The 16,283-nt window shown below is 49.4% G+C and carries 13 protein-coding genes; 8 read left to right on the forward strand and 5 right to left on the reverse strand.

Translation table 11 applies throughout. The features are described from left to right. The first annotated feature begins 309 nt into the window (after window positions 1-309). Window positions 310-1,419, forward strand: a complete 1,110-nt coding sequence (locus QLG09_RS19445) for an AI-2E family transporter (RefSeq protein ID WP_020885256.1) — start codon at window positions 310-312, stop codon at window positions 1,417-1,419. A gap of 120 nt (window positions 1,420-1,539) precedes the next feature. Continuing rightward, a complete protein-coding gene (locus QLG09_RS19450; protein ID WP_282489294.1) occupies window positions 1,540-3,324 on the forward strand; it encodes a diguanylate cyclase in 1,785 nt (594 codons plus the stop codon). A 33-nt stretch (window positions 3,325-3,357) separates the two neighbouring features. Here QLG09_RS19450 and QLG09_RS19455 read toward each other — a convergent pair whose 3' ends face one another. Continuing rightward, window positions 3,358-3,867 carry a hypothetical protein gene (locus QLG09_RS19455; protein ID WP_063858387.1) on the reverse strand — a complete coding sequence of 170 codons (510 nt, stop codon included), beginning with the start codon at window positions 3,865-3,867 and terminating at the stop codon, window positions 3,358-3,360. A gap of 20 nt (window positions 3,868-3,887) precedes the next feature. Further along, complete coding sequence (locus tag QLG09_RS19460) at window positions 3,888-4,784, reverse strand: LysR family transcriptional regulator (RefSeq protein ID WP_282489295.1); 897 nt, start codon at window positions 4,782-4,784, stop codon at window positions 3,888-3,890. Window positions 4,785-4,881: 97 nt separating this feature from the next. Between QLG09_RS19460 and QLG09_RS19465 the strand changes: the two genes are divergently transcribed. Together QLG09_RS19465 and QLG09_RS19470 are read left to right on the forward strand one after the other, a co-directional pair. Continuing rightward, window positions 4,882-5,676, forward strand: coding sequence for an SDR family oxidoreductase (locus QLG09_RS19465; protein ID WP_049022702.1), 795 nt, complete (start codon window positions 4,882-4,884; stop codon window positions 5,674-5,676). A 68-nt stretch (window positions 5,677-5,744) separates the two neighbouring features. Then, complete coding sequence (locus QLG09_RS19470) at window positions 5,745-6,959, forward strand: L-dopachrome tautomerase-related protein (protein ID WP_149376853.1); 1,215 nt, start codon at window positions 5,745-5,747, stop codon at window positions 6,957-6,959. A 404-nt stretch (window positions 6,960-7,363) separates the two neighbouring features. Here the strand turns inward: QLG09_RS19470 and QLG09_RS19475 are convergent, their stop codons facing one another. Continuing rightward, the gene (locus QLG09_RS19475) at window positions 7,364-7,723 is read right to left on the reverse strand and encodes a LecA/PA-IL family lectin (protein ID WP_032681601.1); all 360 of its coding nucleotides are present in this window, start codon (window positions 7,721-7,723) and stop codon (window positions 7,364-7,366) included. A 786-nt stretch (window positions 7,724-8,509) separates the two neighbouring features. Here QLG09_RS19475 and QLG09_RS19480 point away from each other — a divergent pair. Together QLG09_RS19480 and QLG09_RS19485 are read left to right on the forward strand one after the other, a co-directional pair. Further along, on the forward strand, window positions 8,510-9,274 hold the full coding sequence (locus QLG09_RS19480) for a LecA/PA-IL family lectin (protein ID WP_014168780.1): 765 nt from the start codon (window positions 8,510-8,512) through the stop codon (window positions 9,272-9,274). Between the two features lie 87 nt (window positions 9,275-9,361). Next, window positions 9,362-10,750 (forward strand): carbohydrate binding domain-containing protein, encoded by a 1,389-nt coding sequence (locus QLG09_RS19485; protein WP_282489296.1) that lies wholly within the window; start codon window positions 9,362-9,364, stop codon window positions 10,748-10,750. 184 nt (window positions 10,751-10,934) lie between these two features. On the opposite strand, the gene QLG09_RS19490 is transcribed toward QLG09_RS19485, so the two are convergent. Then, window positions 10,935-11,627 (reverse strand): hydrolase, encoded by a 693-nt coding sequence (locus QLG09_RS19490; RefSeq protein ID WP_282489297.1) that lies wholly within the window; start codon window positions 11,625-11,627, stop codon window positions 10,935-10,937. Between the two features lie 108 nt (window positions 11,628-11,735). Between QLG09_RS19490 and QLG09_RS19495 the strand changes: the two genes are divergently transcribed. After that, entirely contained in the window at window positions 11,736-12,377 is a 642-nt protein-coding gene (locus QLG09_RS19495) for a TetR/AcrR family transcriptional regulator (RefSeq protein ID WP_282489298.1), read from the forward strand. A gap of 217 nt (window positions 12,378-12,594) precedes the next feature. On the opposite strand, the gene QLG09_RS19500 is transcribed toward QLG09_RS19495, so the two are convergent. Beyond that, window positions 12,595-13,767, reverse strand: coding sequence for a hypothetical protein (locus QLG09_RS19500; protein ID WP_282489300.1), 1,173 nt, complete (start codon window positions 13,765-13,767; stop codon window positions 12,595-12,597). A 213-nt stretch (window positions 13,768-13,980) separates the two neighbouring features. Between QLG09_RS19500 and QLG09_RS19505 the strand changes: the two genes are divergently transcribed. Beyond that, window positions 13,981-15,846 carry a DUF4209 domain-containing protein gene (locus QLG09_RS19505; RefSeq protein WP_282489301.1) on the forward strand — a complete coding sequence of 622 codons (1,866 nt, stop codon included), beginning with the start codon at window positions 13,981-13,983 and terminating at the stop codon, window positions 15,844-15,846. The last annotated feature ends 437 nt before the right edge of the window (window positions 15,847-16,283 follow it).

Here is a 16,283-nt window from a genome sequence, read left to right on the forward strand (position 1 = left end):
AACATCCAAAGAAGGTGTGTTATACCGCGATTGTTAAGAAAAAGCTAGACGACCAGACGTAATCGAGCGCGCCGCGCGCTGAGTCTGGGGTGGGTTGTGAGGATCACATACAGGAACGGACGCCAGGCCATAAGCACCTCCGCAAGCAGATACTTACAGCATGGCGCGGACCCTGGCGTTCTTCGGTCAGTCGAAAGTGGTATCCGTAACGAGCGGGTTCATACGCGGGGTTTTACAGCAGCGCAATTCTTGGTAAATCCCTCAATCAGTTCTATAGTCGACACAGTTTCATCGTTACAGGATCAACTGATGCGCTTTAACGGACTGACCAAAGGTTTCTTTATCTTCATACTCGCCCTTGTCACCTGGGCTTTCTTCGACGTGCTCTCCCCCTACTTCTCCGCGATTTTATGGGCCGCCATTCTTACCGTTATCTTTAACCCGGTAAAAAACAAGCTGCGCGCGGCGATGGGCGATCGCAACGGACTGGCTTCGCTGTTAACCATCGGCATTATCTGCCTCATCGTCTTTATCCCGTTGATGGTGATCTTTTCATCGCTCGCCATTGAACTGAACGTGGTGTACACCAAGCTGCAAGCGAACAACACCCAATTCCCGGAAGTGGTGGCGAGCATCTTTAACCACCTGCCAGGCTGGGCCAGCGGCTTCCTTGCGGACCACAATCTGACGAACGCGGCACAGATCCAGAAAAAACTCTCCGATGTGGCCCTGCAGGGCGGACAGTATCTGGCCGGCAGCGCGTTTCTGATTGGTAAAGGGACGTTTGGCTTTGCGATCAGCTTTGGCATCATGCTTTATCTGCTGTTCTTCCTGCTGAAAGATGGTCCGTATCTGGTACGCCAGATCCTTGATTCGCTTCCTCTGTCTGATTTTGCCAAACAGCATCTGTTCGCCAAATTCGTCGGCGTCTCGCGGGCAACGGTAAAAGGTACGGCGGTAGTGGCGGTGGTTCAGGGCACGCTCGGCGGGATTGCATTTGCCATCGCTGGTATTGACGGTAGCGTACTCTGGGGCGCGCTGATGGCGTTCCTTTCGCTGGTTCCGGCCGTCGGCTCGGCCATTGTCTGGGTGCCGGCCGCCATCTTCCTGTTCGCCACGCATCAGCTCTGGCAGGGTCTCTTTATCGTTGGCTTCTTCGTCATCATTGTCGGGCTGGTGGACAATATTCTGCGTCCATTGCTGGTGGGGAAAGACACCAAAATGCCGGACTACCTGATCCTCATCTCAACCCTTGGCGGGATGGAGCTGTACGGCATTAATGGCTTTGTGATTGGGCCGCTGATCGCTGCGCTGTTCATCGCCTGCTGGAACCTGTTCTCCGGTCGCGATCACGCGGGTAACGCCGAAGAGCTGGATGCGGATTTCATCGAGGAAGGAAAAAACCCTCCAGATTTGTGATGATATGACGATAAAGACCACACCAGGCGGCACTGTGCCGCCTTTTTTTTCGCCTTAAATCAAACGTTTTCTATAATTTGAAAGAACGCCATCCTTCTCATGTCGTAAAAGGATCCACAGGTGCGAATCGCAACGATAACTAACTGGGCCTATGGTGCCACGGTCTGCCTGACCCTTGTCTCAGGCATCATCATGCTGATGGCATCCAATGCCGACACCGTGGAACGTCACGCCGTTGAACAGCGGCAGCGCTTTGATGAGCTGACGGAGGATATTGAAACCGACGCCTGGGCGCAGTCCGATTTAGCCCGCCTGTACGTGATAAAAAAAGATCCGCAAACCCTCAGACAATACAGCCAGTCAGAGAACAACCTGAAAAATGTCGAACTGAGGCTGGATAAACTGCGCGATAACGGCGCGTCCGATGAGGAGCTGTCCCTGCTGCGGGAAGGTCTCAAGATTATCGATGAGCTACAGGATGAACAGCAGACGGCCCTGACCAGTACAGAGCGGGGAGAAGATGCTCAGGCCATTGCCCTGCTTTATGGTGCCCCCTATGAGCAGGCGCTGGAACGCGCACAAAACCAGATTGATCACTTTCGCCAGATCCTCGACAAGCGGGTGATTGCGTCCGTGCAGGATGCCACCAAAAAATCGAAAGCGCTGCGTACGGCCTCTGAACTGATGGTTGGCCTGACCGCCCTGCTGTTTCTGTTTGTCCTGGGCTTTATCCTGAAACGTCGCGTGCTGCGCCCCGTGGTGCGTCTGAGCGACGTGGTACACCGTCTGGCGTCGCAGGATTACGCCGTCGAAACGCCGAATTTTAATCAGATTGATGAGATTGGCGATATGGCGCAGGCGATCCGTATTTTTCGTGAAAACGGCCTTGCCCGGCAACGGCTGGAAAAAGAGCGCGACGCCGACTGGGCTGTCCGCGAACTGCTGGCCCGCATGACGCAGCGGCTGCAAGGGTGTGAGAACTTTACCGATGTTATCAACGTGGCGGAGATGTTTGCCCCCAATATCGCCCCGGGGGTCCCTGGCCGGCTCTATGTCCTTGACCGCGATCCCTGGCAGATGCGCTGCGTTGCCCAGTGGCTCTCCCCCACGGGAGAGGAGATGACGTTTCATCCTGACGAATGCTGGGCAGTAAGGCGTGGTCAGAGCCATCCCCCGTTCAGCGGTAAGCCGGATATCGCCTGCTATCATCTGCCGGAATCACTGGCTTATCGTTCGCTGTGCGTGCCGCTCATTGCCCAGGGCGAGGCCATTGGTCTGCTCTCATTCCAGAATATCACCGCGGAAAATGCCCCTGCCCGTGCTTATCTCGAACTGATGGCCGAAGCGCTCGGTCTGGCGCTGGCAAACCAGCGGCTACGCGATGCGTTGCTGGAAAAAGCTTTGTTCGACCCGCTGACCGGCTTGCGCAATCGCCATCATCTGGAAGATACGCTTCATACCCAAATGACACAGGCCATTCGTAACGGCGAACCACTGAGTTGCATGATGATCGATATCGATCACTTCAAGAACATTAATGACCGGTTTGGCCATGAAGCGGGTGATCAGGTTATTAAAAGCGTAGCGACGATTGTTCAGCGGGCTACCCATGACAACGGAATGGCTTTCCGCTACGGCGGGGAGGAGTTTTTAGTACTGCTTTCCGGTGCTGATGAAGAAGAAGCGCATGACTGTGCTCAACAGATTTACAACGGCGTACAAGGGTTGTCGCTACGTTATGGACTCACGGAGATTGGGCCAGTCGATGTTTCGATTGGTATCGCCAGCTATCCGCAGCACGCCCAGAGTGACAACCTGCTGCGTGCAGCCGATGTGGCTTTGTACCGGGCTAAAGAACTGGGCCGATCGCGGATTGTAAGTTTTGGGATGCTGGAGGCGGGCTAGACCTCATGTTGCGCCACTGAGGCTTTCCCCTGTTCATGAGCGCGTGATAGCCCAAAGCACCACGATACCCAGCGCATTACTGCGTTTTTCAACATATAAGGTGTTATCGAGTTGATAGTCGCCCATTGGGTGACAAATACGTATCTTCTCTTTCAGTTCAGGTTCATATACTTCAGCCCCTTCACAATTATATCTGCCTACAGATTTATATTTGTAAGGAGCACTCCAGGACGACACTTTCCCATCCAGTAAATAAACCGCCGTAAAGACGACGAAAATGGCGAGAGGCATGCTGATAAAAAAGGTGCCAATGAACACTTTTAGACGCTCAGAAAATGGCCAGCCTTTCAACCGTCCCTTCCAGATAAAAATGACCATCAAAGCCAGCGACAAGAGCAATGAGCCGGTCGCGATGTATTGCATTGCGAGAGCGTTAATAAATGTCACACGGTAAATTTCTACGCGCCAGGTAATAAAACAAATTACCAGCGTCAATACCCCAACAATCGCTGGAATCAAAAACGAATAAGACGTTTTTTTCATATTGCACCCTTCCCTTGTCGTTATTGCTTGGTCAGGAGATCAATCATCGCGCGGGTGGCAGCGGACTGGCGCCGGTGTGGCGCGAAGATCACCGAGAACGGCCGCGAGCGTCCGCGAAGGTGAGGAAGCACCTCCACCAGCTGACCGCGCTGTATCCTGTCCTGGACGATAAATTCATAGCTCTGGCAAATCCCCATACCGTGTTCAGCCAGGGAGACGACACCCAGCACATCATCCGATGTTTCGATAGGTGAAGCGGGTAGCCAGTCCACATCGCGTTCGTCTTCCCGAAACACCCACGGAGCGATGCGACCGGTGCGCGGCAAAATAAACGGCAGACACATGTGTCGGTGCAAATCATCCAGCGTTTGCGGAGTCCCCATCCTGTGAAGGTACGCGGGTGATGCGACCAGCAGCAAAGCGGCATCCTCCAGTTTACGCGCGACTAAACCACTGTCGGGCATCTGACCCAAACGAATCGCCAGATCGAACCCTTCAGCAATCAGGTCGACGTTGCGGTTGGTGATGTTCAGATCCACCTGAACACGCGGGTAGTGTTGGGAGAATCGCGCCAGCAAGGGCGGCAGGCGATAGTGACCGTAGGTCGTCGGTACACTCATGCGCACGCGTCCGGTCAGGTCGCCTTCCTGGCCCTGCCCATCACGTTCAGCTTCATCCAGCAGGGAAAAAGCAGAGCGCGCCTGCTCCAGATAAACTCGCCCTGCCTCGGTCAGGCCTACCCGACGGGTGGTTCGCTGTAAAAGCTGTCGTCCCAGACGCGTCTCAAGGCGGGAAACCGCACGACTCAACACCGAGGGCGTGGTGGACAGGGCGACGGCAGCAGCAGTAAATGAGCCGTGTTCTACGACAGCGATGAATACCTCAACATCGCCAAGATAATCGAATTTTCTGCTCATTATGCTCTTTCAGGAACAAATGTTTTTCAATTCCGCTAATTTATCTCCAGTTGGGCGATGAGTAAAGTGTGCGCATTCATCACCAGAGGGTAAAATCATGGATCTTCAACTCACCGGTAAGACAGCACTCGTTACTGGCGCAACCGCGGGGATTGGTCTGGCCATCGCCCGCACGCTGGCGCGCGAAGGCGTGGCCGTCACCATTACTGGTCGTGACCACGCGAAATTGCAATACGCCGTGGCAGACATTACCGCCGCTCAGCCTCAGGCGCAGGTCACCGCCATCGTTGCCGACCTGGCAAGCGCTGAGGGGGCAAAAGCCCTGATCGCGGCCTGCCATGACACCGATATTCTCATCAACAACCTGGGCTTTTACGAAGCCCGAGACTTCGCCGACATCACCGATGATGAGTGGCTGAACATGTTCAACATCAATGTCATGTCCGGCGTTCGCCTGTCACGGCATTACTTCCCGCGCATGCTGGAACGCAACTGGGGCCGGGTGATTTTTATGTCGAGCGAAGTCGGCGCGTTCACGCCGCCAGACATGGTGCATTACGGCGTCAGTAAGTCGGCGCAACTCGCCGTTTCGCGCGGTATGGCCGAACTCACGAAGGGGACGGGCGTTACGGTCAACAGCGTACTGCCTTCAGCGACCCGCTCCGACGGCATTATCGAATACCTGCGCCAGACCGCACCTGCACCGGGTATGACCGACCAGGAGATCGAAGCGAATTTCTTCCAGACCTACCGTCCCAGCTCTCTTATCGCGCGAATGATCGATGCTGATGAGATAGCCGCGATGGTCGCGCTGCTGGCGAGCCCGCTGGGCGCTGCCTCTAACGGTGCCGCGGTGCGCGTCGAAGGCGGCACCTTCCGCTCCATTCTTTAATGCAGCAGCCGTCATGACCTGAGGGGAACCAGTGTCCCCTGCTTTCCCCTATTTACCGGAGCATAGAAATGTTCAAACGTACCCGTAATATGTCCGCCATCGCGATGGCAATGTTGTTCTCTTTTGCGAGCGTAGCCAGCGCAGCGAACCAGGCCCCTCTTGAGCGCTGGCGCAGCTATACCGGCGTAACCTGGAATACGCCTGAGAAGGGGGAAACGCCGACGCCGTTTTCCGGCTCGGTTAACGCGCCCATCGCAGGCATCCACTTTGATGCAAAGGGAAGAGCCTTTGTCAGCACCCCTCGACTGGTTTCAGCCGGCGCACCCGCGACGTTAAGTATTCTTGATACGACCGTGCAGACCGGACCGGCGCGCCTCACGGCATTTCCGTCCCGCGAGGGGAATGCGGTGGAAACCGCTCCCGATCAGAACCTGCGTAACGTGCTTGGCTTCTATATTGACCGTAAGAATGGCTGGCTGTGGGCCCTGGATATGGGGTTCGTCGCGGGAGAAGCGGAATCCCCCGTGGGTTCGCAGAAACTGATGGTGCTGGATCTGAGTACCGGCCGCACGATCAAACGCATTCCACTGGATGGCGTGGCAGACCGCAAGGCGAGCTTCCTCAATGATGTGGTTGTTGATGAGACGCGCCGTGTCGCCTACATCTCCGACAGCGGCTCGCGCAGTGCGCCTGAGAACCGCGTCGGTCTTATCATCGCCGATTTCGCAACCGGCACTGCCCGACGCGTGCTCGACCGTCATCCAGACCTGCAGATTGAGCCGGGTGTGAAGGTGGTCTCGCACGGGGCTGAAGTCTGGCCTGGTCATCCATTACTGATTGGCATCAACGGTATTGCGCTGTCTCCGGATACTGGCACGCTCTACTGGACGGTGACAACAGGGACCCATGCATTTGCGGTACCGACTGACATTCTGCGAAAGCCAGGTGCTGACGATGCGCAGATTGCGGCGCAGATCCGGGATCTTGGATCGGTGGGAGGCAATACCGACGGTATCGTGACCGATGCCGAAGGCAACCTCTATATCACCGATGTGACACACAACGGTATTGTCAGATATGAACCGAAGAGTGGCTCAATGACCCTGATGGCGTCAAACGACGGCGTACACTGGCCGGACACGCCGGCCATCAATCCGGACGGGGACCTGATCTTTACCTCCAGCAGCCTGAACGACCATTTTGCTGGCGCGGTCAAACCTGGCCAGGAGCGCTATGACGTATGGCGTTTACCCCTGAAGGCGTTGCAGGATAAGCGCCAGTAACGCGACTGCGCATGCTCAGCACTGGAAACACTACACGCTCACAGAGACTCTCCTTGTGGGCGTGTACATTACTGACGCCGGTGTATGCGAGATAACCGGTGCAGCCAGAAGCAAACGGGCAATGACAGCAACAGAAAAAGGCAAAATGCGGCCAGGAATGCATCCGTTGTAGTAAAATGCAGGACTGAAGCCGCCAGTCCCCCTGCGATTCCACTGAGCACTATCAGGCCAAAAAACACCCACCCGGTAGAGTACCAGAGAATATTGTTGATTAGTCTTCTTATCATCTGCTGAGTTCTGCGAATAATATTGGAATGAATAAGATATCGGTTTGAGAACGCCGGACATAATCCCTGCCGCCATATCAATGGGGCTGAAATCGCTGTATCCGAAACGACCCGTTCTTACCGGTATACATTGACGCTGAAACTGCCGGTATTATCAGAGTATCCAGCCTCTGTATCGGCAATATACAGATGTAGGGTACCGCTCTGGGGAGTCGCCCATTTGTATACTCCACCGCCTATATCATAACCTTTTCCAGAGGTATCAAATCTCGCCTTGAGCACCTTATCATTGCAGGTAATGAGTCCTTCTTTCACCCTGCCATCCGGCACCGCCAGCGCAAATTCTTCTTTACCGTATTTAATCCAGCCAGAGGCCATTATCGTTATCTCATCACCGGCATTCAGTTGCAGGCCTGTATTAATACCGGCAGGAATATTTGCAGGAACTTCTCCGGACCATTCTGGCTTAGCCGTCATGCTATTCTCCTTTATCAAACCTCATTAACATTACATTTGATGCGTGCTTTGCATCAATCAAAGACAAAACTCCCCTGCATGTTACAGACATCACATTTATTATTCATAACATTTCATCATGGATGCATATTAATATATTTATCCTTTCCAGACTTATGTCGAAAGAATAATGCGATTTCTTTTTTTACGCTGCGATTTATATAAATACACCGACACAACCAACAACTAAGACACTGATTTATAATTGATTTTAATGTTAACTGTAGGAGTAATCGCACTTTTAATCATGACTGTAATTATACCTTTAGTAAATTAATTACCTTACCTGACCGGCGGTAATAATAGGTACGCGAAGCAGTGAGAGGGCGCATTACAGCACCGCCTGCCGCGATATCCGCCCAATAAAAAACATCTACCTTTCCACTTAATTTCTCGCCTCCCCGACGGAAAATTAATGGGTTAACAAATATCCACTTAGTTACCATGTGTATTACTTTTTTGGTTTCAACATATACCTCTCACACACACGCATTACCGCTCTGGAGCAACAAAACACAGCATGAGATTAATCCTAATATTTAATTCACAGAACTGCAGCAGACGGGAGGCGAACGGAAATCATCAGCATCATTTCCAGAATATTATTTGCTGAGTGGCATATCTGTTTATATTCTGATTGTGAATGCCGTACCCCTTAGTAAGAAAAAACATTATCTGTAGGCTATTTATTACCTCATACCACTGACAAGCTGGACGCTCTACGCTGTCACGATTACGGAGAATTATATGACTGTTTCACCTGCATGGTCGGGCAATATCGACGCAACTGCTGACACGGGCATTAATACCGGACTTAAACTAAAAGCCGGGCAAAAAATCAGTATTATTGCGGAAGGATGGATTAAATACGGTAAGGAAGACTACGCCCTGGCATCGCCATACGGCAGGCTAAAAGAGGGCTTTGTCTTACGGAACGATAAGGTGCTGAAAGCCCGATTCAGTGCATCCGGAAAAAGCTATGACATTGGCAGTGGTGTTTACCAGTGGTCGGTACCGGAAGACGGCGAGCTGATTCTCGTGGTCAGTGACTCTTCACATCGCGACAACAGCGGCGCTTTCAGCGCGGTTGTGTATATCGCTGAAGACGAAAAGAAAGCGGCGGCTCAAAAGGCGGACTGGAAAGGTCATGTTCCCGCAACACGCAGTGACTGGACCCACACCGGCGTATCCGTGAGCAAAGGGGACAAGGTGATGCTGATTGCTGCCGGTACCGCTCAGTACGACAGCCGCGGTCGCAGCTTTGGACCTGACGGCGACAGCCAGCATCCGTCAGCACAAAAACCGGATCCCACTTTTGTCCTGCCAGAAGCACTGGCGGGGAAATTACTGATCAAAGCGGGTGAGCATATTTACGGTATCGGAAGCGGCGGTAGCGACTGGGAAGTCCCTGCTGATGGCGAAATTTCATTCATTTTTAACGATACAAATGTTGCGTCTGAATACGCCAATAATACGGGAGGTTATGACGTCAGGTTTGTTGTGCTCGGTTGAAATGCCCGCAGGGAGGCAACGTGCCATTCACGGCCTTCCCTGCCGGTTCACTGGAAAACAAAAATGAACGTTAATGGAGCCCCTGATATGAGCATTATGGACAATAAAAAAGTTGATTTGGTTTTCATCATCGACAGCAGTCTTTCAATGAAGGATGAAGCGGAAGCGCTCTGTGCAAAACTTGAGAGCGCCATTGAGGAGGCCAGAAAAGCCTGCCCTTCGGATTTACGAACTGATTTTCTGGGTATCGAAGGCGTTTTTGCCGGCACCAAATTTAATAAAACGGTCCGTCAGTTCCTGACGAGCGAGGCTGGTGCTAACCCGTCCGCCCTGAAAGGCAGAGAGTATGTCAAAGAGGGGAACCCCGCTCAGGAAGATGTGGCGCCTGCTGCGGAGGACGTTATCCGTCATTACAACTGGCGTGACGGCGCTGAAAAGAATGTTTTTGTGCTGGGAGACGAAAGTCTGAAAGGCGGGGAGATGACCCTGGATGCGGGCCGCATCAAAGCCTGCGATGATGCCATTGCCACCGCCCTGGAGTACGGTGTCAAAATCCACTCCTATCTGGGCACGCCTCATGTCTCATTACCTTATCCCACCCCGGATGATGAGAAAGCCATGGTTCGGGAATACAAGCGCCTGGCGCTTCGTACGGGTGGTGAGCATTATATCTACACCTCCGGCATTGCCGATTTTGCCTCGGTTTTAAAAAGCACCATTTGCGCCAGTAAGGCCACGCAACACGACAGCGTGGCGAACAAAAAAGAAGAAGCAGATGCGCTGGAAGGCAAAACGCCAGCGAAGACGCCCGGTAATGGCAGCGATCTGTGCGCACAGGCCCCTGAGATTGTCCGGGCGGTGAATACGCTTGCTGATGTGCTTAAGAACCTGATTGACGCTTGCGCCAGCGACTGTCGTTGCAAAGAAAATACGCCCCCTTGCCCGTGTCAGGAACATCACAACAAACCGGTGCCCCCCTCCTCACCCCCCGCTGCGCCGGACACTTCCCCTGTCAGTCCCGAGCCGCCAGCAAAACCATTCCTGGATGAGAGTAAGTTTACGAATAATCATCTGAATCACTGGCAGTTCGGACCGGCAACGCCTGAGCATGAGTTTTACTCAGAAGGTGGCGCGACCATGATTCGTTTTCCGACCACCAATGTTAAAGGCCGGACACACAATGGTGTGCTGCTTTATAAACATTATTCGGAACTCCAGCCGGGGAAACGCTATCGCTTCAGCCTTCAGGCTCGCAGGGATAATGACTACAAGGTGATACCCGAACTGTCACTGCGGGTGGCAGGCCAGGATATTACCTCGGTTACAGCTCTTTCCGTGAAAGGCGAGTGGGTCACGCTGTCAGGTGATTTTACGGCGGCGCAGGGCGATAATGTGCTGGAAATTTTCAGCCATAAAGCCAGCGGCGATGGTAACGATTTCAGCATTACTGGAATCACAGTAAAATCCGTCGATTGATTTTGTTACGCTGAATTCATTTCAGATATGAAGTGATGCCGGTTTGGCTACGCGTTGGTTAAACCAGGCATCACTGCTTAGCCAGTGTGCGTCACGCTTGAGATAACGTTGGTCTGGCCCGGTAATACACGGTGGGCATGATTACCCTCGTCGACAGGTTTACCTGAGCAGTTAAACCTGCGTGTTACCAGGGAAGCGCGATTTTCTCATCATTCGCTTTCTCGCCGTAATACAGAGAAGGCAGGAAACGAGACAAGAACGTGAACTCTGTATAACAGTGTCGCATAAGCGCTAATCCAACGTCATCGGCAGGTTCAGCGTGGTCGTTATTACTCATACCCAGAATAAACCGGCTACGCAGCACACAACCAAAAGGCGTATCCCGGACAACATGTAGCATTTGTCCGTCCAGCGGGTCGCCCTGGCTATCCAGTTCAGTTTTTTCACCGAAGCCTATCCTTGCGGCAATGATTGCCGAGACACTCCCATCCGCCATTGCCTTGTCGACAGCCATTTCGCCAAATACTGATGCAGGGTGATGGAATTTAAGACGCGCGGGAATGGGAGGGATTTCAGCTAATGATTCAACTGCATGGATGCTTGCGCCGTAAAAACTTTCCCCACGCTTCCAGTTGGCGTCCCATCCACGATGCTCAACATGATCAACGGGATGCCACCATTTTATATGCTGCGTCGTTTCAAAGAAGGTAAACCACCAGTTAATCATACGTCCTTTGCAGCCATGTAAATCGGTGCGTACGGCGACCAGCAGACTCCCGTCATCCAGACGTTTAATACCTGTCTCCAGCGACATGGGAGAAGGATCAAGCAATGCCGAATAATCCAGCCAGGGCCTGGCAATATCGTGTTGTCGCATTTTTTTCTCCATTAGCATTGGGAAGTTCGCACCATTTTGGAAACGAAGTGCGTTTCCTAAACATTACCGATAGAATGGTCGTATGACAAGCGAAAAGGAATCTCCAGGATGACCTCACCAACCAAACCACGCGGACGTCCCTCAGTCCCTGAGGAAGAGGTGAAGAAACAAATCATTGGTAGCGCGATGGCCTTGCTCTTTGACAAAGGCTATGACGCCACAACAATTGAGGCGGTTGCATCGCATGCAGGCGTTGCCAAAAAGACCGTCTATCGCTTTGCGAAAAACAGGGAGGAATTGCTTGGCCTTTCGGTTCGAAACTGGACGGATAACTACGCCCCACTCCTGCAGAGCGATCCGACAGATAAGAATGACGTTTTACCGGCGCTAAGAAAATTACTGGCTGCGATTTGTGGTCAGGCGCTATCAGTAACCGCCGTGAAAATGTTTCGTCTTCTCAATACTGAATTTCCTGGTAAAGATGATCTCCTCAAGAAATACACTGAAAATGGCATAGCGCGCGGCCAACAATTACTCACTGAGTGGATTACACGGCAGCAAAAACAGGGCTGGTTGCCGATGTTACCTGCAGATACCAGTGCCAAAGTCATACTCGCCATGTGTGTCGCCGAACCTCTTCGGCAGGCGGCGATTGGTTTAATTGATCCCGTTGAGAAAACCGATATTGAGGCACATTTGGATTCTTGTATGCCTTTTATTTTACTTATGTTCAGGCAAGGTGAGGAATGACATAGTACGTGGCGATTCGATAATAGGAGCAATACACAAAAGATAAAACCATGATTTATAAAAATTCTATTCTATATTGATGTGAGAGATACCCCCAAAGATACCCCCAATTTGTTTTATTAACCTCCTTTTGAACAAGAAATAATCGGTTTTATAATCGGGGGCACTCGCTAAAACAATCGTCAAGAGAGAATAATGACTCTTTGATGATTAGCATTCACCTACCTTTACCATTTTCAGTAAGTAACTCATCTTGAGCCAATAATGTAATAACGTCTCCAGCAATGTCCGGCTTAATCCTAGGAAATTTATGTACTGCGTAAGCTGCAACAGTCAAAGGGCTCCAGTTCAGGCCAATGGCTATCCGTTTTACCTCTTCGATAACTTTAAATGGATCAGATTCCAGAGCCAAACTCGCCCGAGCTGTATCAAACGAGACTTGTTGCGCGGCAGTTAGCGATGGATGTTTTCTTAGCTCTTTTGTGATTAAACGCTGAGCTTCTACGCCGATAGCTGCGCCACCTTCAACGATTCCAGTCAATCCAACAAGTTTCCCACCATCACTTCGAGTATTATCATCTGTGATTTTAATGGGAACAACCATTCTGGTCAGTTCGTCATCTTGCTGAAGCAACTCTAATAACTCTGGTAGGATTACAGGATCAATTACACCTTTCATAGCAGCAGCTCTTTTTATAAAGCTGATTGGAGAACACCCTAGACGAGCGGACATAGCTATTACACAGTCTGCGATAATGAAAACATCACTTAATCCAATTAAAGGCTCACATTCACTCCTAAAAATGTTTTCGTCACGCTGAGAATCGGTTGGGTTAACAGCTTTTCTGAGCTTAGGCTTTGCTTGTTGTCTTTTATAACCACGTAGTGCTCTGATTGTGTCTTCCATGACTAAGCCAACACTATTTTTTAGATCCTCACTTCCCTTCAGACCAGAAATTAGCTGAAGCATAGTTTGAAGACTGGCAAGCATGTCAGGTGTTGCCTTTCCTGATGCAACATCCAAGCTTATTACGTTCAATTTGCTAAGCACACTGGTGACAATTTTCGAAGGAGGTGGAGCAATTTCTTTAACTTTGTGACTTTTATGTATCGTATCCTCCATCAGCTTGAGCACGTTTTTCCAGTCTGTTTGCACCCCGCTCTTAAGTGTCTGAAGATGAGATATTCTTTCCCTTAAACTTTCACATTTTGCTACGGGGATTGGTTCACCCTTTCCTCTTCCATACTTCAACCAATCCACAAGAACTACAAAATCGGCTGTTGCAGAAGCTACCAGCCCTTCAACTACACGTTCTCTAGTTTCTGAAGTTAAAAGATTTTTTTTGTGTGACGGCAAACGATCATTTTTGTAACCACTGGACTTTCTCATACCATAACTCTCAGAATGGTTAGCACAATAAATCATTATGAATCAATCAGTTATGCACTTTCATTATCACCACATCTATTACAAATATAAAGTGTTACTCCTTTAAGAGCAATATTGTAAATCAGCCTCCAGATGCAATAAGCTAAGAGCAGCTAAGCGTCGGGTGAAAATTTAAAGCACCTACTTCAACATTTTCAATGAAGGGAAGAATCTATGACAGACTCAACGAACCAGGGAAGAAAAAGTGAAAATCATTTAGACGATAAAACTACTATTGATGATTTACACAGCATACAACTTACATCGCTATTAGAGGATTATGAAGGTCTGTGTGATATAGATATGTGGCTTCAGCTAAATAAATTAGCATCCTCAGCGCTAGAACGTGAAAATCATTCAGCATATAAAGCCTATAGATTATTAGCTACGCTTTGTTCAATGCGAATGTCATCTGATGATCCTGCCGATACTTGGCATCCAAGATGGCAAGATGCCGAGCATAGAATGTTTACGCCTCAAAATATAAAAAATGATTACAACTCTCTTCTTTCAGATATTGTTGTTGATATTAAAAACTTACCATTGAAGGGCAGAGTTGCAGATATAGTTTGGACGAATGATCGTAAGAAATACAACTGTGGAATCGAAGCTGTTAAGGCATATTCTAATATAGTTCGAGAACATTTAAACAAAGAACTACCCGCTGATAATTATAAAAACCTGTTTGAATTAATAAATTTATTGCAAAGAGCTCTTTATATAAATGGAATGATGAGTAAACGTGATCGTATCCCACCTCACCTCACAGAAACTTTTGAGCGATTTTATTATTTCACACATGATAATTGCATATATGTAGCATTTTCTAGAATTGGAGAGTTAGCTTTAGGCTATAAAATAAAAACATTTCAAGAAGTTGCTGAAGATGCAGAAAATCTTGTTAAAAGAGGAAGTATAAAGGATTACCCAGAAGCAAGAAAAAAAGTATGGTCACTTGCTGCAAAATGCTATCAAAAAATTAATAATACAGAAGGTCGCCGACGCTGTTTAGAAGAGTATTCTAATGAAACACTAAGGATGTGCGAACAAGTTTCAAGCTATGCTGCGCAAGCTAGTTGGGTGCGACAGGCTATCACTGAACTTCAAATAGCCGGAGGATTTCAGGATAAAATTGATTACCTGCGTGTAAGATTGAGAGATTTACAACTAGCCAGCCTATCTGAGATGGTTCCTTATGAAATACCTTGCGAACTATCAGAAGAATGCGATGAAACAATTAATCAGTTTACAAATATAGGCCTACCGGAAATATTGTATTGCTTTGCGATATTATCAAAATCACCATCTATTGAAAGCCTAAAAGAACAAATCTCAGAAAACGATAAAAGTGGATTTTCCATCTTATTTCCCACTTCAATACATCTTGATCAGGAAGGCAAGCCTATAGCTAAAACATCCATCCACGCTTCAGAACAAGATTCTGGCAATGAGTGGTTAAAATCAAACTCCATTACACATATGAGCAGCCTAAGATATTTTATCGCTGAGTCAAGAATTAAGCCAGCCCGGCATACTACAATGTTACAATACGCCGTAGAATTAAGGCATTTCGATGCTATTGTAAGTTTAAGTTGTTTTGTACCTTTTGGCCATGAACATCTCTTCAGTTTAGGATTCGCCCGGTTATGGCAAGGTGATTTTTCATCAGCCGCATATATATTAATCCCTCAACTTGAAAATACACTACGTCATATTCTCTTCTGTAGCGGAAGAGATTCGTTCAAATTTACTGCAGACGGACTTCAGGAGGACCGTTCATTGTCAGGGCTTTTGGAAAATAAACGTGTTGATTTAGTTGAAATACTTGGGGAGGATATAGTTCATGAGATCGATATGCTTTTCAATTACAAAGCAGGTCCTTCACTAAGACACAAAGTCGCACATGGTAAATTGTCGGCTGGAGACTGTTACCAGCCAGATTGTATCTATGCTTGTTGGTTCATTTATAGATTTATTTGTTTACCCATTCTTCCTTACTGGAAGGATCAAGTAATACCGCAAATTGAGATGACGCTTTAACGCTAATTAATATTCCGATTTATTGTAAATACTGAAATTAAAATATTTTTATGCGCCTGAATAAAGCAACTGTAACTTAGAGCGCGTTCTGCCAAAAATCCCTACTGGCGCTGCCGGTGGGTGACAACTTTTGACAACTCAATCTGAACGCCAGCGTCCGGGCAAACCAGAACAGCGACTTGAAAGAGGCACGAGGATGGTTGCAAAGGGGGAGTGCTTAACACCTCCCCTCCTGTGTTCCCGCACCTGAAGTTTTCTGAAGCGGTAGCGGTTGACACTTTACCCCTAGTTTTCCCTGGTAAGGCATAACAAACCATAACAGGCTGACACCTGCCCAGCTTCGCATCAGGATTAACAAAAGCTAACAGCCAAGGCTCAACAAATCTCAACGCCAGCCCTTTACACTTCTGCTGTAGCAGCTGTTCGTAGGCGTCAGG

It is taken from the genome of Enterobacter sp. V89_11 (assembly GCF_029967775.1).
GTDB classification, from domain to species: Bacteria; Pseudomonadota; Gammaproteobacteria; order Enterobacterales; family Enterobacteriaceae; genus Enterobacter; species Enterobacter ludwigii.

Excerpts from the sequence above, each read along its gene's own strand:
- QLG09_RS19505 (WP_282489301.1), top strand. The coding sequence starts at position 13,981 with ATGACAGACTCAACGAACCAGGGAAGAAAAAGTGAAAATCATTTAGAC.
- QLG09_RS19490 (WP_282489297.1), bottom strand. The coding sequence starts at position 11,627 with ATGCGACAACACGATATTGCCAGGCCCTGGCTGGATTATTCGGCATTG.
- QLG09_RS19455 (WP_063858387.1), bottom strand. The coding sequence starts at position 3,867 with ATGAAAAAAACGTCTTATTCGTTTTTGATTCCAGCGATTGTTGGGGTA.
- QLG09_RS19445 (WP_020885256.1), top strand. The coding sequence starts at position 310 with ATGCGCTTTAACGGACTGACCAAAGGTTTCTTTATCTTCATACTCGCC.
- QLG09_RS19500 (WP_282489300.1), bottom strand. The coding sequence starts at position 13,767 with ATGAGAAAGTCCAGTGGTTACAAAAATGATCGTTTGCCGTCACACAAA.
- QLG09_RS19480 (WP_014168780.1), top strand. The coding sequence starts at position 8,510 with ATGACTGTTTCACCTGCATGGTCGGGCAATATCGACGCAACTGCTGAC.
- QLG09_RS19485 (WP_282489296.1), top strand. The coding sequence starts at position 9,362 with ATGAGCATTATGGACAATAAAAAAGTTGATTTGGTTTTCATCATCGAC.
- QLG09_RS19460 (WP_282489295.1), bottom strand. The coding sequence starts at position 4,784 with ATGAGCAGAAAATTCGATTATCTTGGCGATGTTGAGGTATTCATCGCT.
- QLG09_RS19475 (WP_032681601.1), bottom strand. The coding sequence starts at position 7,723 with ATGACGGCTAAGCCAGAATGGTCCGGAGAAGTTCCTGCAAATATTCCT.
- QLG09_RS19465 (WP_049022702.1), top strand. The coding sequence starts at position 4,882 with ATGGATCTTCAACTCACCGGTAAGACAGCACTCGTTACTGGCGCAACC.
- QLG09_RS19495 (WP_282489298.1), top strand. The coding sequence starts at position 11,736 with ATGACCTCACCAACCAAACCACGCGGACGTCCCTCAGTCCCTGAGGAA.
- QLG09_RS19470 (WP_149376853.1), top strand. The coding sequence starts at position 5,745 with ATGTTCAAACGTACCCGTAATATGTCCGCCATCGCGATGGCAATGTTG.